Annotated in this window: 19 protein-coding genes and 3 tRNA genes; 15 read left to right on the top strand and 7 right to left on the bottom strand. The window is 69.4% G+C overall.

Annotated features, from left to right (window positions below; translation table 11 throughout):
• Positions 1-8: 8 nt before the first annotated feature.
• The gene (locus tag AC1HIL_RS30855) at positions 9-1976 is read left to right on the top strand and encodes a dynamin family protein (protein ID WP_057595150.1); all 1968 of its coding nucleotides are present in this window, start codon (positions 9-11) and stop codon (positions 1974-1976) included.
• Between the two features lie 73 nt (positions 1977-2049).
• Positions 2050-3090, top strand: a complete 1041-nt coding sequence (mutY, locus tag AC1HIL_RS30850) for an A/G-specific adenine glycosylase (RefSeq protein ID WP_479672450.1) — start codon at positions 2050-2052, stop codon at positions 3088-3090.
• 22 nt (positions 3091-3112) lie between these two features.
• Here mutY and rapZ read toward each other — a convergent pair whose 3' ends face one another.
• From rapZ to AC1HIL_RS30835, 3 genes are read right to left on the bottom strand one after another with little or no spacing between them, the layout of a single operon-like run.
• Complete coding sequence (gene rapZ, locus AC1HIL_RS30845; protein WP_057595151.1) at positions 3113-3988, bottom strand: RNase adapter RapZ; 876 nt, start codon at positions 3986-3988, stop codon at positions 3113-3115.
• A gap of 31 nt (positions 3989-4019) precedes the next feature.
• Complete coding sequence (recN, locus tag AC1HIL_RS30840; protein ID WP_479670765.1) at positions 4020-5705, bottom strand: DNA repair protein RecN; 1686 nt, start codon at positions 5703-5705, stop codon at positions 4020-4022.
• Between the two features lies 1 nt (position 5706).
• Positions 5707-6615, bottom strand: a complete 909-nt coding sequence (locus AC1HIL_RS30835) for an NAD kinase (protein WP_057595153.1) — start codon at positions 6613-6615, stop codon at positions 5707-5709.
• A 30-nt stretch (positions 6616-6645) separates the two neighbouring features.
• On the opposite strand from AC1HIL_RS30835, the gene hrcA reads away from it, so the two are divergent.
• The 4 genes from hrcA to greB all read left to right on the top strand — a co-directional run bounded on the left by hrcA (position 6646) and on the right by greB (position 8600).
• Positions 6646-7653: a heat-inducible transcriptional repressor HrcA gene (gene hrcA / locus AC1HIL_RS30830; protein WP_057595154.1), complete on the top strand. Its 1008-nt coding sequence runs from the start codon at positions 6646-6648 to the stop codon at positions 7651-7653.
• A 39-nt stretch (positions 7654-7692) separates the two neighbouring features.
• Positions 7693-7769: transfer RNA gene (locus AC1HIL_RS30825), tRNA-Ile, on the top strand.
• 70 nt (positions 7770-7839) lie between these two features.
• Positions 7840-7916: transfer RNA gene (locus tag AC1HIL_RS30820), tRNA-Arg, on the top strand.
• A 108-nt stretch (positions 7917-8024) separates the two neighbouring features.
• Positions 8025-8600, top strand: a complete 576-nt coding sequence (gene greB / locus AC1HIL_RS30815; protein WP_057595155.1) for a transcription elongation factor GreB — start codon at positions 8025-8027, stop codon at positions 8598-8600.
• 22 nt (positions 8601-8622) lie between these two features.
• Here greB and AC1HIL_RS30810 read toward each other — a convergent pair whose 3' ends face one another.
• The 4 genes from AC1HIL_RS30810 to AC1HIL_RS30795 all read right to left on the bottom strand — a co-directional run bounded on the left by AC1HIL_RS30810 (position 8623) and on the right by AC1HIL_RS30795 (position 12772).
• Positions 8623-10878: a RelA/SpoT family protein gene (locus AC1HIL_RS30810; protein WP_057595156.1), complete on the bottom strand. Its 2256-nt coding sequence runs from the start codon at positions 10876-10878 to the stop codon at positions 8623-8625.
• A 95-nt stretch (positions 10879-10973) separates the two neighbouring features.
• Positions 10974-11177 (bottom strand): DNA-directed RNA polymerase subunit omega, encoded by a 204-nt coding sequence (gene rpoZ, locus AC1HIL_RS30805; RefSeq protein WP_057595157.1) that lies wholly within the window; start codon positions 11175-11177, stop codon positions 10974-10976.
• Between the two features lie 30 nt (positions 11178-11207).
• Complete coding sequence (gmk, locus tag AC1HIL_RS30800) at positions 11208-11828, bottom strand: guanylate kinase (protein WP_057595158.1); 621 nt, start codon at positions 11826-11828, stop codon at positions 11208-11210.
• 20 nt (positions 11829-11848) lie between these two features.
• Entirely contained in the window at positions 11849-12772 is a 924-nt protein-coding gene (locus tag AC1HIL_RS30795; RefSeq protein ID WP_261216980.1) for a YicC/YloC family endoribonuclease, read from the bottom strand.
• 91 nt (positions 12773-12863) lie between these two features.
• On the opposite strand from AC1HIL_RS30795, the gene AC1HIL_RS30790 reads away from it, so the two are divergent.
• From AC1HIL_RS30790 to paoC, 9 genes are all read left to right on the top strand, one after another.
• Positions 12864-13871, top strand: coding sequence for a serine/threonine protein kinase (locus AC1HIL_RS30790; protein WP_057595160.1), 1008 nt, complete (start codon positions 12864-12866; stop codon positions 13869-13871).
• Between the two features lie 49 nt (positions 13872-13920).
• Positions 13921-14832, top strand: a complete 912-nt coding sequence (locus AC1HIL_RS30785) for a PP2C family protein-serine/threonine phosphatase (protein ID WP_057595161.1) — start codon at positions 13921-13923, stop codon at positions 14830-14832.
• 67 nt (positions 14833-14899) lie between these two features.
• Positions 14900-15631, top strand: a complete 732-nt coding sequence (rph, locus tag AC1HIL_RS30780; protein ID WP_479670764.1) for a ribonuclease PH — start codon at positions 14900-14902, stop codon at positions 15629-15631.
• Positions 15632-15683: 52 nt separating this feature from the next.
• A complete protein-coding gene (gene rdgB / locus AC1HIL_RS30775; protein WP_479670763.1) occupies positions 15684-16283 on the top strand; it encodes an RdgB/HAM1 family non-canonical purine NTP pyrophosphatase in 600 nt (199 codons plus the stop codon).
• Positions 16274-17548 (top strand): radical SAM family heme chaperone HemW, encoded by a 1275-nt coding sequence (gene hemW, locus AC1HIL_RS30770; RefSeq protein ID WP_479670762.1) that lies wholly within the window; start codon positions 16274-16276, stop codon positions 17546-17548. The genes rdgB and hemW overlap by 10 nt, the downstream gene beginning before the upstream one ends.
• Positions 17549-17583: 35 nt before the next feature.
• Positions 17584-17671 (top strand) — tRNA-Ser (locus AC1HIL_RS30765).
• Between the two features lie 418 nt (positions 17672-18089).
• On the top strand, positions 18090-18734 hold the full coding sequence (paoA, locus tag AC1HIL_RS30760; protein ID WP_422095984.1) for an aldehyde dehydrogenase iron-sulfur subunit PaoA: 645 nt from the start codon (positions 18090-18092) through the stop codon (positions 18732-18734).
• Positions 18731-19681, top strand: a complete 951-nt coding sequence (locus tag AC1HIL_RS30755) for an FAD binding domain-containing protein (protein ID WP_479670761.1) — start codon at positions 18731-18733, stop codon at positions 19679-19681. The genes paoA and AC1HIL_RS30755 overlap by 4 nt, the downstream gene beginning before the upstream one ends.
• Positions 19682-19686: 5 nt before the next feature.
• Positions 19687-21897 carry an aldehyde oxidoreductase molybdenum-binding subunit PaoC gene (gene paoC / locus AC1HIL_RS30750; RefSeq protein WP_479670760.1) on the top strand — a complete coding sequence of 737 codons (2211 nt, stop codon included), beginning with the start codon at positions 19687-19689 and terminating at the stop codon, positions 21895-21897.
• Positions 21898-21900: the final 3 nt, after the last annotated feature.

Raw genomic sequence — 21900 nt, 5'->3', positions numbered from 1 at the left:
TTTCCACCTTGAGCCGCTCCTTCAACCAACAACTCGACCAGCACGGTGCGTGGCGGAGCAACTTCGCCCACCGCTTGCAGTGGCTGTCCCGCTGGCTGACCGAGAACGAGCTGCTCGACCAGGCGGTGGCCGAGCGGCTGCGCGGGCTCGAATCGCAGATCCGCACCAGCAAGGTCATGGTGGCCTTCGTGGCCGAGTTCTCGCGCGGCAAGTCGGAGCTGATCAACGCGATCTTCTTCGCCGGCTACGGGCGGCGCATCATGCCGGCGAGCGCCGGCCGCACCACCATGTGCCCGACCGAGCTCGGCTACGACGCCACGCTGGCGCCCAAGCTGCGCCTGCTGCCGATCGAAACCCGCCTGGAGCCGCATTCGCTCGCCTACTGGCGCGACCAGCCCGCGCGCTGGACCGAGATCGCGATCGACGTCGGCGATGCCGAGCGCCTGGCCCAGGCCATGGCCAAGGTGGCGGAGGTGCGCTGGGTCTCGCAGGACGAGGCGCGCGCGCTGGGCTTCTGGAACGAGGAAACGCCCGACGACAACCCGGTGCAGGACGCCGAGGGCCGCGTCGAGATCCCGCGCTGGCGCCATGCCGTGCTGAACATGCCGCATCCGCTGCTCGAGCAGGGGCTGGTGATCCTCGACACCCCGGGCCTCAACGCGATCGGCGCCGAACCCGAACTGACGGTGAGCCTGATCCCGCAGGCGCACGCGGTGGTCTTCATCCTCGGCGCCGAAACCGGCGTCACCCGCTCCGACCTGTCGATCTGGCGCGAGCACCTGGTGACCGAGAACGAGGGCAGCGACACGCGCTTCGTGGTGCTCAACAAGATCGACACCCTGTGGGACACGCTGAGCACCCACGCGCAGATCGAGCAGCAGATCGAGCAGCAGCGCCAGGTCGCCGCCAAGCACCTCGACGTGCCGCTCGCGCAGGTGCTGCCGGTGTCGGCGCAGAAGGGACTGCAGGCCAAGGTGCATCGCGACGCGCGGCTGCTCGAGGCCAGCCGCCTGCCCGCGCTCGAGGCCTTGCTGGGCCAGGGCGTGCTCGGCAAGCGCGAGACCATGCTGCGGCTGGCCGTCGATGCCGGCATGGCCGCGCTGCGGACCGAGGCCGAGCGCATCCTCAAGGTGCGCCAGCGCGACCTGGCCGAGCAGGCGCTCGAGCTGCAGGGGCTGCGCGGCAAGAACGTGTCGGTGATCCGGCACATGCGCGCGCGCATCGACCAGGAACAGAACGAGTTCGAGGGCAGCAACGCGCGCATCCTGGCGCTGCGCTCGGTGCAGGGCAAGCTGCTGCGCGAGGTCTACGCGGTGCTGGGCCGCACGGCGCTCAAGGCCGACATGGTGCGGCTGTCGGCCGCGCTCAAGCGCCCCGGCGTCAAGTTCAACGTGCGCAAGGTGTACGGCGAGACCTTCGATTCGCTGCGCAACAACCTGCGCGAGGTGCAGGCGACCACGGCCGAGATCCAGTCGATGCTGCACGCCACCTTCCGCCAGCTCAATGCCGAGCAGGGCTTCACCCTGCAGGCGCCGGCCGAGCCCGACCTCAGCGGCTTCGAGCAGGAGCTCAGCCAGATCGAGCGCAGCCACATCCACTACCTGGGCGTGGGCAACATGCTCAAGCTCGCGCAGGCCGACTTCTGCGACAAGCTGGTGCGCGCGCTCGCGAGCCGGCTGCGGCTGGTGAACGAGGCCGCCATGACCGAGGTCGAGCGCTGGAGCAAGGGCGCCAGCGCGCAGATCGATGCGCAGCTCAAGGAGCGCCGCCGCAACTTCAGCAAGCGCATCGAGGCGATCGAGCGCATCCAGAACGCGGCCGGCAGCCTCGACGAGCGGCTGCTCGAACTGGCCACGCAGGAGAGCGCGCTGGCCGGGCTGCAGCAGCGCCTGAGCGAATTCACCGCGCTGATCGCGCAGCAGGGCAAGCCGTCCGCCACGGCGGCCTCGGCCGGCGAACTGCGTGCCGCGGCCTGAGCACGGCGTGCCGGCGACCGTTGCCGCGCGCACGCGCAAGCGCAGCAGCCCCGAGGCTGCCGCGTCCGTCGCCTTGAAACTCCCGGCGCACTTCGCCGAGCGCGTGGTCGCCTGGCAGCGCAGCCATGGCCGCAGCGAGCTGCCGTGGCAGAACACGCGCGATCCCTACCGCGTGTGGCTGTCGGAGGTGATGCTGCAGCAGACGCAGGTCACGACCGTGCTCGGCTATTTCGCGCGCTTCCTGGAACGCTTTCCCGACGTGCGGGCGCTGGCCGAAGGCACCGAGGACGAAGTCTTCGGCCTGTGGAGCGGACTCGGCTACTACAGCCGCGCGCGCAACATGCACCGCTGCGCGCAGGAGGTGATGGCGCGCTTCGGCGGCCGCTTTCCGGAGACGGCCGCCGAACTGGCGACCCTGCCCGGCATCGGCCGTTCCACCGCCGCGGCCGTCGCGGCCTTCTGCTTCGGCGAGCGCGTGGCCATCCTCGACGGCAACGTGAAGCGCGTGCTGACGCGCGTGCTGGGCTTCGGCGAGGACCTGTCCTCTTCGGCCAGCGAGCGCCTGCTCTGGGAGCATGCGACGCGGCTGCTGCCGCCGGCCGACGACCGCGAGGCGATCGCGAGCTACACGCAGGGCCAGATGGACCTCGGCGCCACCGTCTGCCTGCCGCGCAAGCCGAGCTGCATGTTGTGCCCGGTCAACGACAGCTGCGTGGCGCGGCGCGAAGGCTCGCCCGAGCGCTATCCGGTCAAGACGCGCAAGCTGCGGCGCACGGCGCAGTCGCTGTGGGTGCTGCTGGCGCGCGATGCGAGCGGGCGCGTGTGGCTCGAGAAACGGCCCGCCAAGGGCATCTGGGCCGGCCTGCATTGCCTGCCGGTGTTCGATTCGCGCGACGAACTGCTGGCCGCGCTGCCCGCGGCCGAACGCGATCGCTGCGAGGACCTCGCGCCCTTCGTGCACGTGCTGACCCACAAGGACCTGCATCTGCATCCGGTGCGCATCGATGGCGGAACGCCGCAGGGCGATGCGGCGCGCTGGGTCGAGGCCTCGGAATGGCCGGGCCTGGGACTGCCCGCGCCGGTGCGCAAGCTGCTCGAAAGCACCGGGGGCTGAGGCCCGGGCCTTGTTTTTTTCTTCAGCTCGCGTCGAGTTCGCGGTGCCGCTTGAGCGCGCCCCAGCGCGCGCCGAAGCTGCGCGCCAACTGCTCGACCAGGAACACCGAGCGGTGCTGGCCGCCGGTGCAGCCGATCGCCACCGTCACGTAGCTGCGGTGGTCGCGCGCGAGCGCATCGAGCCAGCGCGTGAGGAACTGCTCGATGTCCTCGTACATGCGCGCCACGTCGTCGTGCTCGCGCAGCCAGTCGGCCACCGGCGCGTCGCGGCCCGTCAGCGGCCGCAGCGTGGGCACGTAGTGCGGGTTGGGCAGCATGCGCACGTCGAACACGAAGTCGGCGTCGAGCGGCACGCCGCGCTTGAACGCGAAGGACTCGAACACCAGCGTCAGGCGGCTCTGCGGCGCCGAGATCAGCGACTTGACGTAGCTCTGCAGTTGCGCCGGCCGGATCAGGCTGGTGTCGATCACGTCGGCGCCTTCGCGCAGGTCGGCCAGCAGTTCGCGCTCGAGCTCGATGGCCTGCACCAGCACGCGCTGCTGGTCGGGCACGTCGGTGCGGCCTTCCTGGCTCGACAGCGGATGGCGGCGCCGGGTTTCCGAATAGCGGCGCAGCAGCGCGTCGGTGGTCGCGTCGAGGAACAGCGAGCGCAGCGACACGCCGTCGTTGCGCAGCGCCTCGAGCTGCTGCGGCACGATCGGCAGCGAGACGCCGCTGCGCACGTCCATCGCGATCGCCACGCGCTGCGCGTTCTGCGCATGCTGCAGCGCGATGAAGGGCGTGAGCAGTTCGGGCGGCAGGTTGTCGACGCAGTAGTAGCCCGCGTCCTCGAGCGCATGCAGCGCAACCGACTTGCCGGAGCCCGACATGCCGGTGATGAGCACCAGGTCGAGGCTCATCGCGCAGCCCCGTGGTCGTGGCGCGCCGCCTTCATGAGGTGGCCGCCGGCGTCTTGTGGCCCAGCATCTCGCGCGCGTGGGCGAGCGAGGTCTGCGAGACCTTCTCGCCGCCCAGCATGCGGGCGATCTCGTTCGCGCGGTTGTCGCCGTCGAGCAGCGACACGCCGCTCTCGGTGCGCGGGCCGTCCTTGCCGGCGGTTCCCGCGGTCTGCCGCTTGGCGACCACGAGGTGGTGGTCGGCGCAGGCCGCCACCTGGGGCAGGTGCGTGACCGCGAGCACCTGGCGGTCGCGGCCCAGCTGCTTCATGAGCCGGCCCACGGTCTCGGCGACCGCGCCGCCGACGCCCGAATCGACCTCGTCGAAGATCAGCGTCTGCGCGGTGCCGAGCTGGCTGGTGGTGACCGCGATCGCGAGCGCGATGCGCGAGAGTTCGCCGCCCGAGGCCACCTTGCCGATCGGCCGCGGCGTGCTGCCGGTGTGGCCGGCGACCAGGAAGGCGATCTCCTCGAGACCGGCCTTGCCCGGCTGGGCCAGCGGCTGCAGATCGACCTCGAAGCGGCCGCCCTGCATGCCCAGGCCCTGCATCGCCTGCGTGACCGCCTGGGCCAGCCTGGGCGCGGCCTGCTTGCGCAGCTTGCCGAGCGCGCGGGCTTCCTTCAGGTAGGCCTGCTGCGCGGCCTGCTCGGCGCGTTCCAGGCCCTCGAGGTCGCTCTGTGCGTCGAGGGCCTGCAGCTCGGCCTGCCAGCCGGCCAGCAGCGCCGGCAGTTCGACCGGCGGGCGCTTGTAGCGGCGCGCCAGCGACATCCACAGGCTCATGCGTTCGTCGAGCTCGGCCAGCCGCTGCGGGTCGGTGTCGGCGTCGCGCAGGTAGCCGTGCAGCGAGTGCGCGGCATCGGCGGCCTGCGCGATGCTCGAGGACAGCACTTCGCCGAGCGCGCGGAATTCGGGCTCGATGTGTTCGCAGTTCTGCAGCAGCGTGACCGCGCGCGACAGCGCGGCCAGCGCGCCGTTGTCCTCGTCCTCGAGCGCGTGGCTGGCGCCCTGGGCGGCGTCGATCAGCGCCTGCGCGTTCGAGATGCGCGTGTGGCTGCCCGACAGTTCTTCCCATTCGTCGGCGCCGGGCGCGAGCTTCGCGACCTCCGAGATCTGCCACTGCAGCCGCTCGCGCTCGCGCTGCAGCGAATCCTGCGTGCCGCGCGCCTGCTCGAGCGCGGACAGCGCCTGGCGCCAGCCGTGCCAGGCGGCGTCGAGCGCATCGGTGCGCACGCCCGCGTAGGCATCGAGCAGGCCGCGCACCGCGTCGGGCCGCGTGAGGCTTTGCCAGGCATGCTGGCCATGGATGTCGAGCAGCCGGTCGCCGATGTCGCGCAGTTGCGTCGCGGTGGCGGGGCTGCCGTTGATCCAGCCGCGGCTGCGGCCCTGCAGGTCGACGGTGCGGCGCAGCAGCAGGGCATCGCCCGCCTCGAAGCCGCCTTCGTCGAGCCAGGCCACGAAGGTCGGGTCGTGGTCGAACTCCGCGCTCACGTCGAGCCGCTCGGCGCCTTCGCGCACCGCGCCCGCATCGGCGCGGTTGCCGAGCGCGAGCTGCAGCGCGTCGATCAGGATGGATTTGCCCGCGCCGGTTTCGCCGGTCAGCACCGTGAAGCCGTCGGACAGGTCGATCTCCAGGGATCGCACGATCACGAAATCGCGCAGTGCGATGCGTCTGAGCGCCATCTCAGGAACCTCCTTCGTTCCAATGCAGTTTCTTGCGCAGCGTGTCGAAATAGCTCCAGCCGCGCGGATGCAGGAAACGCACCCGGAAATCGGAGCGGCGCACCACCACGCGGTCGCCGATCGCGAGCGAGGCCAGCGATTGCATGTCGAAATTCGCGCTGGCGTCGCGCCCGCCCACGAGCTCGATCACGATCTCGTCGGCATCGGGCAGCAGCACCGGGCGGTTCGACAGCGTGTGCGGCGCGATCGGCACCAGCACCCAGCCCGGCACCGCCGGATGCAGCAGCGGCCCGCCGGCCGACAGCGCATAGGCCGTCGAGCCCGTGGGCGACGCGATGATCAGGCCGTCGGCGCGCTGGTTGGCCACGAAATGCTTGCCCACCGACACCCGCAGCTCGACCATGCCCGAGGTCGCGCCGCGGTTGACCACCACGTCGTTCATCGCGAGCGCGTCGAACACCACGGCGCCGTCGCGCATCACCTGCGCGTGCATCAGGCTGCGGTGGTCTTCCTCGTATTCGCCGGCCAGCATCGGGATCAGCGTGGCCTGGTAGTTGTCGAGCGGGATGTCGGTGATGAAGCCGAGCCGGCCCCGGTTGATGCCGATCAGCGGGATGCCGAAAGCCGCGAGCTGCCGGCCGATGCCGAGCATGGTGCCGTCGCCGCCGACCACCAGGCCGAGGTCGCACTGCTGGCCGATCTGCTCGACCGTGAGGGCTTCGTAGCGGTCGCCGGTGGGCAGCGCCTGGGCCGGTTCGTCGTCGCCGCGCGGTTGCTCGACGTAGACCTTGCAGCCTTGAGATTCGAGGAAGCTCGCGATGCCTTCCATCACGCTGTCGCGCTCGCCGCACCGGGCACCGGAAGCCTGGTATTTGCCGATCAGCGCGACGTGACGAAAGGGGGAAGTCATGGCTACAAATTACAACACTAAAATCTTGCAATGCTGGACGACCGCGCCAAGTTGCTGCTCAAGACGCTCGTCGAGCGCTACATCGCCGACGGCCAGCCGGTCGGCTCGCGAACGCTCTCGCGTTCCTCGGGCCTGGACCTCTCGCCCGCGACCATCCGCAATGTGATGTCGGACCTCGAGGCGCTCGGGCTGATCGCCAGTCCGCACACCTCGGCCGGCCGCGTGCCCACGGCGCGCGGCTACCGGCTTTTCGTCGACACCATGCTCACCGCGCAGCGCGAGCACCTGGCCGCGCCGAGCCTCGCGCCCGACCAGCCGCAGCGCGTGATCGCCAACGCCGCGCACCTGCTGTCGAACCTCTCGCAGTTCGTCGGCGTGGTGATGGCGCCACGGCGTTCGTCGGTGTTCAAGCAGATCGAGTTCCTGCGCCTGTCGGACCGCCGGCTGCTGGTGATCATCGTCTCGCCCGAGGGCGACGTGCAGAACCGCGTGATCTTTCCCGAGGCCGATTACTCGCAGTCGCAGCTGGTCGAGGCCGCGAACTACATCAACGCCCACTACGCGGGCCTGACGATCGAGCAGGTGCGCGACCGGCTGCAGTCCGAGGTCGACACGCTGCGCGGCGAGATCGCGGCGCTGATGCAGGCGGCCGTGAAGGTCAGCTCGGACGTGCTGAGCGAATCGCAGGAGGACGACGTCGTGATCTCGGGCGAGCGCAACCTGCTCGCGGTCAGCGATTTCTCGAGCGACATGGGGCAGCTGCGGCGCGCCTTCGAGCTCTTCGAGCAGAAGGCGCAGCTGATGCGGCTGCTCGACGTGTCGAGCAAGGCCGAGGGCGTGCGCATCTTCATCGGCGGCGAGAGCCAGGTGGTGCCGGTCGAGGAGCTGTCCATCGTCAGCGCCAACTACGAGGTCGACGGCCAGGTCGTGGGCACGCTGGGCGTGATCGGCCCGACGCGCATGCCCTATGAGCGCATGATCCAGATCGTCGACATCACCTCGAGGCTGGTCAGCAACGCGCTGAGCCACCGCAAGTAGCGGGGCGCCTTTTCGGCGCGAATAGAATCGGGTCCACGTGGGCCGTTAGCTCAGTTGGTTAGAGCAGCGGACTCATAATCCGTTGGTCGCTGGTTCAAGCCCAGCACGGCCTACCACCCGTATTTTTGAGATTTGTTTCGACGAATCGGAAAGGTCCCAAAAATACGTGCTATGATCGCAAGCTGTGCGGCTGTAGCTCAGTTGGATAGAGTACTTGGCTACGAACCAAGGGGTCGTGGGTTCAATTCCTGCCAGCCGCACCACTCTTCAAGGGTCAACTCGGAAACGAGTTGACCCTTTTCTTTTTGGTGCGGGGCTCGTCCGTGCACGGCGGACGCCACGCTTTTCTTTCGATCTCCGAAAGGCGTCGCTTGAACAAGGCATTCACCAAGGAAACGGATTCCGACGCGGACGACGATGGCGCCGACGGCGCCATGCCGCCGCTGCCCGCGGGCGGCAAGAACTACATCACGCCGGCGGGCTACGAGCGGCTGCGGACCGAGTTGCTGCACCTGATGGACGAGGAGCGGCCCAAGGTGGTCGAGGCCGTGCACTGGGCCGCCAAGAACGGCGACCGCTCGGAGAACGGCGACTACCTCTACGGCAAGAAGCGGCTGCGCGAGATCGACCGCCGCATCCGCTTCCTCACCAAGCGCCTCGAGATCGCCGAGGTGACCGACCCCTCCGTGCACCACGGCAGCGACCAGGTCTTCTTCGGCGCCACGGTGCGCTATGCGGACGAGAACGGCGACGAGCGCAGCGTGACGATCCTCGGCATCGACGAGGCCGACAGCGCGCAGTCGCAGGTCAGCTGGATCTCGCCGATCGCGCGGGCGCTGCTGAAGGCGCGGGAGGGCGACGTGGTCAAGCTCGTGACGCCGGGCGGCACGCACGAGGTAGAGCTGCTGTCGGTCGTCTATCCGGCGCCGGGGCCAGGCGCCGCATAGAGGCTGCGCCGCAGGCGCGGAATCAGGACGCGGGAACGCTGCGCGCGGCGGACAGCACCGAGGTGGTCCGGCGCACCGAACGCAGCACCGCATCGAGGTGCGAGCGATCGCGCACCGCGATCACGAAGCGCAGGTCGGTCGAATCCTGCGGCGTCTCGTCGGCCATCTCGACGTGGGTGATGTCGGCTTCGGCATCGGCCAGCGTGGCGGCCACGCGCGCCAGCACGCCCTTGTCGTTGCGTACGGTGATGATCACGCCGGTTTCGAAGGCGCGTGTCGGTTCGTCAGCCCACTCGACCGCGAAGAAGCGTTCGCTGTCCTTGTGGCGCAGGCGCTGGCCCACGCCGCAGGCCTCGGTGTGCACCACCAGGCCCTCGCCGTGGCCGAGGTAGCCCACGATCGGGTCGCCCGGGATCGGGCGGCAGCACAGCGCGAAGCGCACCGACGAGTTCTCGCTGCCGTCGAGCGTGACCGCGCCTTGCGAGATGGTTTCGTGCGAGATGAAGCGCTCGCGGCTCAACAGCAGCGCGTCGGGGCGCTCGCCGAGCTCGGCCATGAGCGCCATCAGCCGCTTGGCCACGATGCTCGCGATGCGCTTGCCCAGGCCGATGTCGGTCAGCAGCTCGGCGCGCGTGCGGTTGCCGGTGAAGCGCAGCAGCTTTTCCCACAGCGGCTGGTGCTCCGCATCGTCCTCGGGCAGCTTGCTCAGGCCTTCGGCGCGCAGGGCCTGCGCCAGCAGCTTCTCGCCCAGGCCTTCGGATTCGGCGTGGGCCAGGGTCTTGAGGTAGTGGCGGATCTTCGAGCGCGCACGGCCGGTCCGCACGAAGCCGAGCCAGGCCGGATTGGGCGTGGAGACCGGCGCGGTGATCACCTCGACCACGTCGCCGTTCTTGAGCTCGGTGCGCAGCGGCACCTGGTCGCCGTTGATGCGCGCGGCCGAGGTGTGGTCGCCGATGTTGCTGTGGATCGCGTAGGCGAAGTCGACCACGGTCGCGCCGCGCGGCAGCGCCATGATCTGGCTCTTGGGCGTGAAGACGTAGACGGCGTCGGGGAACAGGTCGACCTTGACGTGGTCCCAGAACTCCGCGGCGTCGCGCGTCTCGTCCTGGATGTCGAGCAGCGACTGCAGCCACTTGGTGCCCAGGCGGTCGTTGCTGGCCGTGCTCGGGTCCGCGGCCTTGTAGAGCCAGTGCGCCGCCACGCCCGACTCGGCCACCACGTGCATGGCGTCGGTGCGCAGCTGGAACTCGACGCTGACGCCCGCCGGGCCCACCAGCGTGGTGTGCAGCGACTGGTAGCCGTTGAGCTTGGCGATCGCGATGTGGTCCTTGAACTTGCCCGGCAGCGGCTTGTACATCTGGTGCAGGATGCCCAGGCCGGTGTAGCAGGCGATCACGTTCGGCACGATCAGCCGGAAGCCGTAGATGTCGGTGACCTGGGCGAAGCTCAGGTGCTTTTCCTCCATCTTGCGGTAGATCGAATAGAGCGTCTTCTCGCGCCCCGCGATCCGCAGCGTCATGTTGGCGGCGGCGAAGGCGGTCTCGACCTCGCGCTGCACCTTCTGGATCAGGTCGCGCCGGCGACCGCGCGCCTTGGCCACGGCCTTGGCCAACGTTGCATAGCGCCACGGTTTGAGGTGCCGGAACGACAGTTCCTGTAACTCGCGGTACGTCTGATTGAGGCCGAGCCGGTGCGCGATGGGTGCGTAGATGTCGAGCGTTTCGCGCGAGATCCGGGCCCATTTTTCGCGCGGCGCGTCGGCCAGCGTGCGCATGTTGTGCGTGCGGTCGGCCAGCTTGACCAGGATCACGCGCACGTCGCGCGCCATCGCCAGCAGCATCTTGCGGAAGGACTCGGCCTGGTTTTCCTCGCGCGTGTTGAACTGCAGCTTGTCGAGCTTGGTGAGGCCATCGACCAGCTCGGCCACCGGCGCGCCGAAGCGCTCGATCAGTTCGGGCTTGGTGACGCCGCAGTCCTCGATGGCATCGTGCAGCAGGGCGGCCATCAGGGCCTGCGCGTCGAGCTTCCACTCGGCGCATTGCGCCGCCACGGCGATCGGGTGGGTGATGTAGGGCTCGCCGCTGTTGCGCAGCTGGCCCAGGTGGGCCTCGTCGGCGAAACGGTAGGCGCGGCGGACCAGTTCGGTGTCTTCGGGGCTCAGGTAGTCGAGCCTGGCCGTCAGGGCCGCGAAGCTGGCGGCGGCCGCATTCAGCGCCGCCGGGCTCGGCTTCGGCGTGCCCGCAGGGGCATGGGACTGAGATTTTGCGACCGCGCTCATGGCTATCACTTTAGCGTGACCGCTGTGTGGACGTGATCAGGCGTAAAAAAAGCACCGCGTCGCGGTGCTTTTCCGTTGCAAGCCTGCGTCAGCAATCAGCCGGGAACCTTCTTGAGCATTTCCAGGCCGATCTTGCCTTCGGCGATCTCGCGCAGCGCGGTCACGGCCGGCTTGTTCTTGCTTTCGATCTTCGGGGCATGGCCCTGGCTCAGCATGCGCGCGCGGTAGGTCGCGGCGAGCACGAGCTGGAAGCGGTTGGGGATCTGCTGCAGGCAGTCTTCGACGGTGATGCGGGCCATGATGGAATCTTTCGGTCGGTGAGCGAGGAATCAGGGGATGTTCAGGGCGGCGAAAGTGTCGGCACGCGCGCGTCGCTGTGCGGAATACCGGAGCCGCTGAGCGTGGACGATCGCCTTGAGATCGAACAGTGCGCGCTCAAATAACTCGTTGATTATAACGAAATCGAATTTCCCGGCCTGCGCCATCTCTTCGGCGGCGTTCTGCAGCCGCAGTTCGATGACCGCGGCGCTGTCCTCGCCCCGGCGTTCCAACCGCGAGCGCAACTCTTCCCAGCTCGGCGGCAGGATGAAGATCATCACCGCGTTCGCGAAGGCCTTGCGGATCTGCAGCGCGCCCTGGAAGTCGATCTCGAGGATCACGTCGGCGCCCTGGGCGATGCGCTCCTCGATCGCCTTCTTGGAGGTGCCGTAGCGCTGCCCGTGCACGTGGGCCCATTCGACGAAGGCGTCCGAGGCCACCATGGCGTCGAACTCCGAGGTCGAGGCGAAGAAGTATTCGCGGCCGTGCTTTTCCTGCCCGCGCGGCGAGCGCGTCGTGTGCGACACGGAGGGCTGCACCGCCGAGTCGAGCTCCATCAGGGCCTTCACGAGGCTCGACTTGCCGGCCCCGCTCGGTGCCGCAACCACGAAGATGTTGCCGGGATAGTCCATGCTTTCCTTCACTCGCTCGCTCACTCGATGTTCTGGACCTGCTCGCGCATCTGCTCGATCAGCACCTTCATGTCCACGCCGATGCGCGTGAGTTCCAGCGCCGCCGACTTGGAGCCCAGCGTGTTGGCCTCGCGATGCAGCTCCTGGATCAGGAAGTCGAGCCGCTTGCCGATCTCGCCGCCCTTCTTGAGCAGCCGCTCGATCTCGTCGAGATGCGAGTTCAGCCGCGTCAGCTCCTCGGCCACGTCGATGCGGATCGCGAACGCGGTCGCCTCGGTCAGCGCGCGGTCCTGCGCCGCTTCGGGCAGCGTGCCTCCGCCGTTGGCGCCCAGGCCCATGGCCTCCTGCCAGCGCTCGAGGAAACGGGTGCGCTGCTGTTCGACCAGCTGCGGCACCAGCGGTCCGGCCTGGGCGACCAGCTCGCGCAGTTGCCCCAGGTGGGCCTCGAGCATCTTGGCCAGCCGCGCGCCTTCGCGCTGGCGTGCCGACACCAGGGCATCGAGCGCCTTGCCGGCCACCTCGAGCAGGTCGGCGCCCCAGTCGCCGCGCGGCGCGCTGTCGCTGCCCGCCAGCCGCAGCACGTCGGCCACGCTGAGTTCGCGCGCGCCGGGCAGCCAGGCCTTGATGCCGTCCTGCACGCCGTTGAGCCGCTGCAGCAGCTTGACGGAAGGCTCCGCCACGCCGCCCTGGGCATTGCTTTCGATGGCAGCGCGCAGCTCGACCTTGCCGCGCTTGAGGCGGCCGGTCAGCAGTTCGCGCAGGGCGGTCTCGTGCTGGCGCAGCTCTTCGGGGAGCTTGAAGGTGAGGTCGAGGAAGCGGCTGTTGACCGAGCGGATTTCGACCCCGAGCCGGCCCGCGGCGGAGGGCCGCGCGTCGGCTTCGGCGTGGCTGCCCGAGGGGCCGTTCTGGCCGCTGGCATAGCCGGTCATGCTGTAAACTGGCATTGCGCCTCTCTGTGGTTCTGCTTGCATGCACCGAGGCACCGGCACGGCGTTCGCTTGCCGCACCATCGCCTTCGGGCGAAACTCCCGGATTATGTCAAAGGTCAAGCCGTCACCTCTGCCGCCCGATACGACCATCGGCGGCTACCGCATCGTTCGCAGGTTGTCGGCGGGCGGTTTCGGGGTGGTGTACCTGGCGATCGACCCCAGCGGCCAGCAGGTCGCGGTCAAGGAGTATCTCCCTTCTTCGCTCGCCACCCGCGGCCCCGGCGAACTCGCCCCGCAGGTGCCGGCCGAGAAGCTCTCGCTGTACCGCCTCGGCCTCAAGAGCTTCTTCGAGGAAGGCCGCTCGCTCGCGCAGATCTCGCATGCCTCGGTGGTCAGCGTGCTCAACTTCTTCCGCGAGAACGAGACCGTCTACATGGTCATGAACTACCTGGAGGGCGCGACCCTGCAGGACTTCGTGGTCACCGCGCGCGACCTCAAGCGGCAGAAGGTGTTCCGCGAATCGACGATCCGCTCGCTGTTCGACGAGATCCTGCGCGGCCTGCGCATCGTGCACCAGTACAAGATGCTGCACCTCGACATCAAGCCCGCCAACATCTTCGTCACCGACGACGACCGGGCCGTGCTGATCGACTTCGGCGCCGCGCGCGAAGTGCTCAGCAAGGAAGGCATCTTCATCCGCCCGATGTACACGCCCGGCTTCGCCGCGCCCGAGATGTATCGCCGCGATTCCTCGATGGGCCCCTGGACCGACATCTACGCGATCGGCGCCTGCATCTACGCCTGCATGCAGGGCTACCCGCCCAACGACGCGCCGCGCCGCATCGAGAAGGACCGTCTGAGCCTCTCGCTGTCGCGCCTGCGCGGCGTCTATTCCGACAACCTCATCGAGGTGGTCGAGTGGTGCATGTCGCTCGATCCGCTCTCGCGCCCGCAGTCCGTGTTCGCGCTGCAGAAGGAACTCAGCCGCGAGGGCGAGCGCCGCTACACCAAGCTCACGGTGGGCGAGAAGGTGCGCCTGTCGATCGACAACATCCGCTCCTTCGACAAGAAGAGCGCGCCCCGCGCGGCGGCACCGACGACCCGCCCGGCATGACGACGCAGCGCATCGCCTCCCCGATCCTTGCCCGCCTGGAAACGCGGCCATGAAGTTCTCCGTCTTCCAGGTCAGCCGCAAGGGCGGCCGCGTCAAGAACGAAGACCGCATGGGCTACTGCTACACGCGCGAATCGGGCCTGTTCGTGCTGGCCGACGGCATGGGCGGCCATCCCGAGGGCGAGGTGGCCGCGCAGATCGCGCTGCAGACCGTGGCCGCGCTCTACCAGCGCGAGGCGCGCCCGATGGTGAAGGACCCCAAGGCCTTCCTCGCCGAATCGGCGATGGCCGCGCACCAGCAGATCATGCGCTACGCCAGCAGCAAGGCGATGCTCGACACGCCGCGCACCACCGTGGTCGCGGCCGTGCTGCAGGCCGGCATGGCCACCTGGATGCATTGCGGCGACTCGCGCCTGTACGTCGTGCGCGACGGCCGCCTGCTGGTGCGCACGCTCGATCATTCGCATGCCGAGCGCCCGCGCCACCGCGGCGTGTCCGAGTCCTCGCCCGCCAACCGCAACCTGCTGCTCACCTGCCTCGGCTCGCCCACCACGCCGCTGTTCGACGTGTCGGCCCCGCTGGCGCTGCAGCGCGGCGACCGCATCATGCTGTGCTCCGACGGCGTCTGGGGCGTGCTCGACGACGCGCTCATCGTGCACACCCTGTCGTCCGGCAAGCCCGTGTCCGATGCCGCGCCCGACCTCGCCGAGATGGCGCTGCGCAAGGGCGGCTCGCACAGCGACAACGTGACGCTGATCGCGCTCGAATGGGAAATGCCCGACGCGCCCGGCGAGGAGCCCGGCATCTCCACCGACAGCATCAGCGACGGCGTGTTCGCCTCGACCATCCAGGCCGGCATGCTCGCCGACGACGAGATCGAGGACCTCGACGAGGACGCCATCGAGCGTTCGATCGCCGAGATCAACGAAGCCATCCGGCGTTCGGCGGCCCGCAAGACCTGAATCGTTCCGCGCCTTCCCGTTCGAGGGCGCGCCCGTGTTTTTCCCTTCCTTTCTTTTTCATCAGACCATGACAGCTTTCACCCGTAGCGGCGGCCGCGCCGCCGACCAGTTGCGCCCCGTGCGCATCACGCGCGGCTTCACCATCCACGCCGAGGGCTCGGTGCTGATCGAGTTCGGCCAGACTCGCGTGCTGTGCACCGCCTCGGTCGAGGAGAAGGTGCCGCCGCACAAGAAGGGCAGCGGCGAAGGCTGGGTCACGGCCGAGTACGGCATGCTGCCGCGCGCCACCCACACCCGCAGCAGCCGCGAGGCCGCCAAGGGCAAGCAGACCGGCCGCACGCAGGAGATCCAGCGCCTCATCGGCCGCTCGATGCGCGCCGTGTTCGACCTCGCCGCGCTCGGCGAACGCACCATCCACCTCGACTGCGACGTGCTGCAGGCCGACGGCGGCACCCGCACCGCCGCCATCACCGGTGCCTTCGTTGCCGCCCAGGATGCCGTCAACAAACTGATCGCCGCCGGCACGCTGGTCGCTTCGCCGATCAAGGGCCATGTGGCCGCCATCTCGGTGGGCATCGTCGGCGGCACGCCGCTGCTCGACCTCGAGTACACCGAGGACTCCGCCTGCGACACCGACATGAACGTCGTCATGACCGGCGCCGGCCACTTCGTCGAAGTGCAGGGCACGGCCGAGGGCGTGGCCTTCACGCGCGAGGAGATGAACCTGCTGCTGGGCCTGGCCGAAAAAGGCATCGGTGAACTCGTCGTCCTGCAGCAGCAGGCCCTGCAGTCGAAGTAGCAGCCATGAACCGCGGCCCGCAGAAGGCCGCCGTCGTTATTCCTTTCCACGTATGAAACTCGTCCTGGCTTCCAACAACGCCGGCAAACTGGCCGAACTGCAGCAGCTCTTCGCCGAACTCGACGTCACGCTCGTGCGGCAGTCGGAGCTCGGCGTGAGCGAGGCCGAGGAGCCGTTCCGCACCTTCGTCGAGAACGCGCTGACCAAGGCGCGCCACGCCAGCGCCGCCACCGGCCTGCCTGCCATCGCCGACGACGCCGGCCTGTGCGTCGATGCCTTCGGCGGCCTGCCGGGCGTCGACACCGCCTACTACGCCACCCAGTTCGGCTATCCCAAGGGCGATGCCAACAACGTGAAGGCGCTGCTCGAGCAACTGGCCGGACAGGCCAACCGCCGCGCCGCGCTCGTCAGCACCCTGGTCGCGCTGCGCCGCCACGACGACCCCGAGCCGCTGATCGCCGTGGGCCGCGTGGTCGGCGAGATCGCGCCGGCGCCGGTCGGCGACAACGGCTTCGGCTTCGACCCCGTGATGTACCTGCCGGCGTTCGGCAAGACCTTCGCCCAGCTCACGCCCGAGGTGAAGAACGCCCACAGCCACCGCGGCCAGGCCGCGCGCGCCATGCTGGCGCTGATGCGCGAGCGATGGCTGTGAGCGCTCCCTCGTCCGTCGTTCCCATCCAGCCCGCGGCGCCGGCCGGCGCGCCGCACGCCAACGACGTGCTGCACTGGATGCGTCCCGGCCCGCTGCAGCTGACGGCGCTGCCGCCGCTCACGCTGTACATCCACCTGCCGTGGTGCCTGCGCAAGTGCCCGTACTGCGACTTCAATTCCCACGAGTGGCGCGCCACGAGCACCGCCGAGGCCGAAGGCATGCCCGAGTCCGCGTACATCGACGCGCTCGTCGCCGACCTTGATGCCGCGCTGCCGCTGATCTGGGGCCGTGGCGTCCAGGCCATCTTCATCGGCGGCGGCACCCCGAGCCTGTTCTCGCCCCAGGCCATCGACCGCCTGCTGGGCGACGTGCGCGCGCGCCTCAAGCTCGCGCCCGACTGCGAGATCACGCTCGAGGCCAACCCCGGCACCTTCGAGCGCGACCGCTTCCGCGCCTACCGCGCGGCCGGCGTCACCCGGCTGTCGCTGGGCGTGCAGAGCTTCAACGACGAACACCTGAAGGCGCTGGGCCGCGTGCACGACCGTGCCCAGGCGATCGCCGCCGCCGAGGAGGCCGCGGCCTCGTTCGACACCTTCAACCTCGACCTCATGTACGCGCTGCCGGGCCAGTCGCTCGAGCAGCTCGACGCCGACCTCACGCAGGCGCTCGCGCTCGCGCCGCCGCACCTGTCGGTCTACCACCTCACCATCGAGCCGAACACCTGGTTCGCCAAGTTCCCGCCGCAGCTGCCCGAGGACGACATCGCCTACGCCATGCTCGACCGCATCACCGAGCGCACCGGCGCCATCGGCATGTCGCGCTACGAGGTCTCGGCCTATGCGCGGCCCGGCCATACCTGCGCGCACAACCTCAACTACTGGCAGTTCGGCGATTACCTCGGCATCGGCGCCGGCGCCCACAGCAAGCTCAGCTTCGCCCACCGCATCGTGCGCCAGGTGCGCTTTCGCGAACCGCGCCTGTACATGGACAACGCCCGTGCCGGCACCGCCGTCGCGCAGAGCGACGAGGTCGCGCTGGCCGACCTGCCGTTCGAGTTCATGCTGAACGCCATGCGCCTGAAGGCCGGTTTCACGCTGATGCAGTTCGGCGAGCGCACCGGCCTGGCCTTCACCGCGATCCAGCGCGGACTGGAGGAGGCCGAGCGCAAGGGCCTCGTCGAACGCGACCTGAGCCGCGTGTGGCCCACCGAGCGCGGGCTCGATTTCCTCAGCGACCTGCAGACCCTGTTCCTGCCCGAGGACTGAGCACGGGGCGGGCTCGGCATAGAATTGCGGGCTCCGGAGAGTTGGGTGAGTGGTTTAAACCAGCAGTCTTGAAAACTGCCGACGGGCGACCGTCCGTGAGTTCGAATCTCACACTCTCCGCCAGGATCATCCAGGTCCGCTTTTTTGAAAGTCCCGCGCAGCCCATGCGACGGGACTTTTTTCGTTGGGACGCTGGTAGGCGCGACCGAGGCGCTGGCTCGCGGCGTCGGGCGTAGCCACAGCCACTTGTAAGCCCGCCTTCTTACACACGAACGTTCGCATCGCCGCGCACCCGCGCAAGCTCGTCGAATCAGGCAAGAAAACGCGCGAAACGCGCAATCGATTCCGCGAGCGCTTCCCAAGAATGGTGCTTCGCCACGCCCGCACCAGACGGGCAAACGAGCGCAAGCACCCGCCACCCGCGCGCGGCGAGCCACCCACGGGACCCAACAACATCCCTTCTCCTACTGCAATCCCCGATGGCTCGCGCTATCAGCAGTGTTCCCACGCGCATCCGACCCTCCAACCACAGGAGTCCCCCATGGAAAGCCCCACGACCTCGATCACCCGGCGCGATGCTCTCATCGCGACCGCCGCCACCGCCGCGGCAGTCTCGTCCCACCTTCCCGCCGCGGCCGCGCCGGCCGCAGCATCACCACCGCCCACGAACATGCCCTCCACCAGACTCTCGTTGCAGGTCAACGGCCAATCGCATGCGCTCGAACTCGACACGCGCACGACCCTGCTCGACGCACTGCGCGAACACCTGCACCTGACCGGCACCAAGAAGGGCTGCGACCACGGCCAGTGCGGCGCCTGCACCGTGCTGCTCGACGGACGCCGCATCAATTCCTGCCTCACGCTCGCGGTCATGCACGAGGGCGCGCAGGTCACGACCATCGAGGGACTGGGCACGCCGCAGGCCATGCATCCGCTGCAGGCGGCCTTCGTCAAGCACGACGGCTACCAGTGCGGCTACTGCACGCCGGGCCAGATCTGTTCGGCGGTCGGCGTCATCGACGAGGTGCGCCGCGGCGTGCCCAGCCACGTGAGCGCCGATCTCACCGCGCGGCCGCTGTTGTCGGCCGACGAACTGCGCGAGCGCATGAGCGGCAACATCTGTCGATGCGGCGCCTACTCGAACATCGTCGATGCCATCACCGAGGTGGCCGGGAGCCGCGCATGAAGCCCTTCACCTACGAGCGCGCGCAGACGCCCGCGCAGGCCGCGGCGGCCGTGGCCGGCCATCCCGGCGCCAAGTTCATCGCGGGCGGCACCAACCTGCTCGACCTGATGAAGCTGCAGATCGAGGCGCCGGTGCACCTGGTCGACGTGAACACATTGAAGCTCGACCGCATCGAGCCGACCGCCGACGGCGGCCTGCGCATCGGCGCGCTGGTGCGCAACACCGACCTGGCGTCCGACGAGCGCGTGCGCCGCGACTACGGCGTGCTGTCGCGCGCACTGCTGGCCGGCGCCTCGGGCCAGTTGCGCAACAAGGCGACCACGGCCGGCAACCTGCTGCAGCGCACGCGCTGTCCCTACTTCTACGACACCGACCAGCCCTGCAACAAGCGCCGCCCCGGCAGCGGCTGCAGCGCCATCGGCGGCGTGACACGGCAGCTCGCGGTGATCGGCGCCAGCCAGGCCTGCATCGCGACCCATCCGAGCGACATGGCGGTGGCGATGCGCGTGCTCGACGCGGCCGTCGAGACCGTGAAGCCCGACGGGCGCACGCGCGTGATTCCGATCGCCGACTTCCACCGGCTGCCCGGCGACACGCCGCACATCGAGACCGCGCTCGAGCGCGACGAACTGATCACCGGCGTGACCTTGCCGCGGCCCGTGGGCGGCACGCAGATCTACCGCAAGGTGCGCGATCGCGCTTCCTATGCCTTCGCGCTGGTGTCGGTGGCGGCCATCGTGCAGCGCGACGGCACCGGGCGCGTGGCGCTCGGCGGCGTCGCGCACAAGCCATGGCGCATCGAGGCCGCCGAGGCCGCGATGCCGCAGGGCGCGCGCGCGGTGAGCGCACGGCTTTTGGCCGATGCGCAGCCGACCCACGAGAACGCATTCAAGTTGCCATTGGCCGAACGCGCGCTCGCGGCGGCCCTGGTGCAGGCGAGGAGCTGAACATCATGAAATTCGACACCCCCGCGACCACCAACGCGATCGACCAGCTCAAGGTCATCGGCCGCCCGACCGACCGCATCGACGGCCCGGTCAAGACCACTGGCAGCGCACGCTATGCCTACGAACGCCATGCCGAAGTGCCCGGCGCGGCCTACGGCTACGTGATCGGCGCCGGCATCGCCAAGGGCCGCATCGCCTCGATGGACCTGCGCGCCGCGCAGGCCGCGCCCGGCGTGCTGGCGATCGTCACCGCGCGCAATGCCGGCAAGCTCGCCAAGGGCGACTTCAACACGGCCAAGCTGCTGGCCGGGCCCGAGATCGACCACTACCACCAGGCGGTGGCCGTGGTCGTGGCCCAGAGCTTCGAGCAGGCGCGCGCCGCGGCGCAGCTGGTGCGCATCGAGTACACGCGCGCGGCCGGCTGCTTCGACCTCGCGGCCGAGATGGCGTCGGCGAAGCCGCCCAAGGCCAGTGCCTTCTCGGGCGAGCCGGAGACGAAGGTCGGCGATTTCGCGGGCGCCTTCGCCGCGGCGCCGGTGCAGCTCGACGCGACCTACAGCACGCCCGATGAGTCGCACGCGATGATGGAGCCGCATGCCTCCATCGCGCAGTGGCAGGGCGACCGGCTCACGATCTGGACCGCCAACCAGATGATCGCCTGGGGCGTCGGCGACGTCGCCAAGACGCTGGGCATCCCGAAGGAGAACGTGCGCCTGGTCTCGCCCTTCATCGGCGGCGGCTTCGGCGGCAAGCTGTTCGTGCGCGCCGACGCGCTGCTCGCCGCGCTGGGCGCGCGCGCGGCGCGCCGGCCCGTCAAGGTGGCGCTGACGCGGCCGCTGATGATCAACAACACCACGCACCGTCCCGCGACCGTGCAGCGCATCCGCATCGGCGCCGCGCGCGACGGCCGCATCACGGCCATCGCCCATGAAGGCTGGTCGGGCGACCTCGAGGGCGGCCAGCCCGAGACGGCGGTCAACCAGACCCGGCTGCTGTATGCCGGCGCGAACCGGCTCACGGCCACGCGGCTCGCGGTGCTCGACCTGCCCGAGGGCAACGCGATGCGCGCGCCCGGCGAGGCGCCGGGCCTGATGGCGCTCGAGGTCGCGATGGACGAGATGGCCGAGAAGCTCGGAATCGATCCGATCGCGTTCCGCGTGCTCAACGACACCCAGGTCGATCCCGAGAAGCCCGAGCGCCCGTACTCGCAGCGCAGCCTGATCGAATGCCTGCGCACCGGCGCCGAGCGCTTCGGCTGGAGCCAGCGCAACGCGGCGCCGGCCCAGCGGCGCGACGGACGCTGGCTCGTGGGCATGGGCGTGGCCGCGGCCTTTCGCAACAACCTGCTCACGAAGTCGGCCGCGCGCGTGCGGCTCGACAACCGCGGCATGGTCACGGTGGAGACCGACATGACCGACATCGGCACAGGCTCGTACACCATCATTGCGCAGACCGCCGCCGAGACCATGGGGCTGCCGCTCGACAGGGTGCAGGTGCGGCTCGGCGATTCGGCCTACCCGGCCTCGGCCGGCTCGGGCGGGCAGTGGGGCGCGAACAACTCGACCTCGGGCGTGTTCGCGGCCTGCATGAAGCTGCGCGAGGCGGTGGCGGGCAAGCTGGGCTTCGCGGTCGCCGATGCGAGCTTTGCCGACGGCATGGTGCGCGCCGGCGAGCGCGCGGTGCCGCTGGCCGAGGCCGCGGGCACCGAAGGCCTTTCGGCCGAGGACGGCATCGAGTACGGCGACCTCGACAAGAAGTACCAGCAGTCGACCTTCGGCGCGCACTTCGTCGAGGTCGGCGTCGATGCCGTCACCGGCGAGATCCGCGTGCGGCGCATGCTCGCGGTCTGCGCAGCAGGCCGCATCCTCAACCCCAAGGCCGCGCGCAGCCAGGTGATCGGCGCGATGACCATGGGCGTGGGCGGCGCGCTGATGGAGGAACTGGCGGTCGACAAGCGGCATGGCTTCTTCGTCAACCACGACCTCGCGGGCTACGAGGTGCCGGTGCATGCCGACATCCCGCACCAGGACGTGGTCTTCCTCGACGAGACCGACCCGATCTCCTCGCCGATGAAGGCCAAGGGCGTGGGCGAGCTCGGCATGTGTGGCGTCGCGGCCGCGGTCGCCAACGCGGTCTACAACGCGACCGGCATCCGCGTGCGCAGCTATCCGATCACGCTCGACAAGCTGCTCGATCGACTGCCGCCGGTGGTGTGAGCG

The organism is Variovorax sp. ISS6 (assembly GCF_056523145.1).
The sequence above is the reverse complement of the archived record's forward strand: the minus strand, read 5'-3'. Positions and strand labels throughout refer to the sequence as shown.

Coding starts and splice junctions, on each gene's coding strand:
- rpoZ (WP_057595157.1), bottom strand. CDS start 11,177: ATGGCCCGCATCACCGTCGAAGACTGCCTGCAGCAGATCCCCAACCGC.
- hemW (WP_479670762.1), top strand. CDS start 16,274: ATGGCTGTGAGCGCTCCCTCGTCCGTCGTTCCCATCCAGCCCGCGGCG.
- rapZ (WP_057595151.1), bottom strand. CDS start 3,988: ATGAGCCTCGACCTGGTGCTCATCACCGGCATGTCGGGCTCCGGCAAG.
- recN (WP_479670765.1), bottom strand. CDS start 5,705: ATGGCGCTCAGACGCATCGCACTGCGCGATTTCGTGATCGTGCGATCC.
- paoC (WP_479670760.1), top strand. CDS start 19,687: ATGAAATTCGACACCCCCGCGACCACCAACGCGATCGACCAGCTCAAG.
- AC1HIL_RS30790 (WP_057595160.1), top strand. CDS start 12,864: ATGTCAAAGGTCAAGCCGTCACCTCTGCCGCCCGATACGACCATCGGC.
- AC1HIL_RS30785 (WP_057595161.1), top strand. CDS start 13,921: ATGAAGTTCTCCGTCTTCCAGGTCAGCCGCAAGGGCGGCCGCGTCAAG.
- AC1HIL_RS30755 (WP_479670761.1), top strand. CDS start 18,731: ATGAAGCCCTTCACCTACGAGCGCGCGCAGACGCCCGCGCAGGCCGCG.
- paoA (WP_422095984.1), top strand. CDS start 18,090: ATGGAAAGCCCCACGACCTCGATCACCCGGCGCGATGCTCTCATCGCG.
- rph (WP_479670764.1), top strand. CDS start 14,900: ATGACAGCTTTCACCCGTAGCGGCGGCCGCGCCGCCGACCAGTTGCGC.
- AC1HIL_RS30835 (WP_057595153.1), bottom strand. CDS start 6,615: ATGACTTCCCCCTTTCGTCACGTCGCGCTGATCGGCAAATACCAGGCT.
- gmk (WP_057595158.1), bottom strand. CDS start 11,828: ATGGACTATCCCGGCAACATCTTCGTGGTTGCGGCACCGAGCGGGGCC.
- hrcA (WP_057595154.1), top strand. CDS start 6,646: ATGCTGGACGACCGCGCCAAGTTGCTGCTCAAGACGCTCGTCGAGCGC.
- rdgB (WP_479670763.1), top strand. CDS start 15,684: ATGAAACTCGTCCTGGCTTCCAACAACGCCGGCAAACTGGCCGAACTG.
- AC1HIL_RS30810 (WP_057595156.1), bottom strand. CDS start 10,878: ATGAGCGCGGTCGCAAAATCTCAGTCCCATGCCCCTGCGGGCACGCCG.
- AC1HIL_RS30795 (WP_261216980.1), bottom strand. CDS start 12,772: ATGCCAGTTTACAGCATGACCGGCTATGCCAGCGGCCAGAACGGCCCC.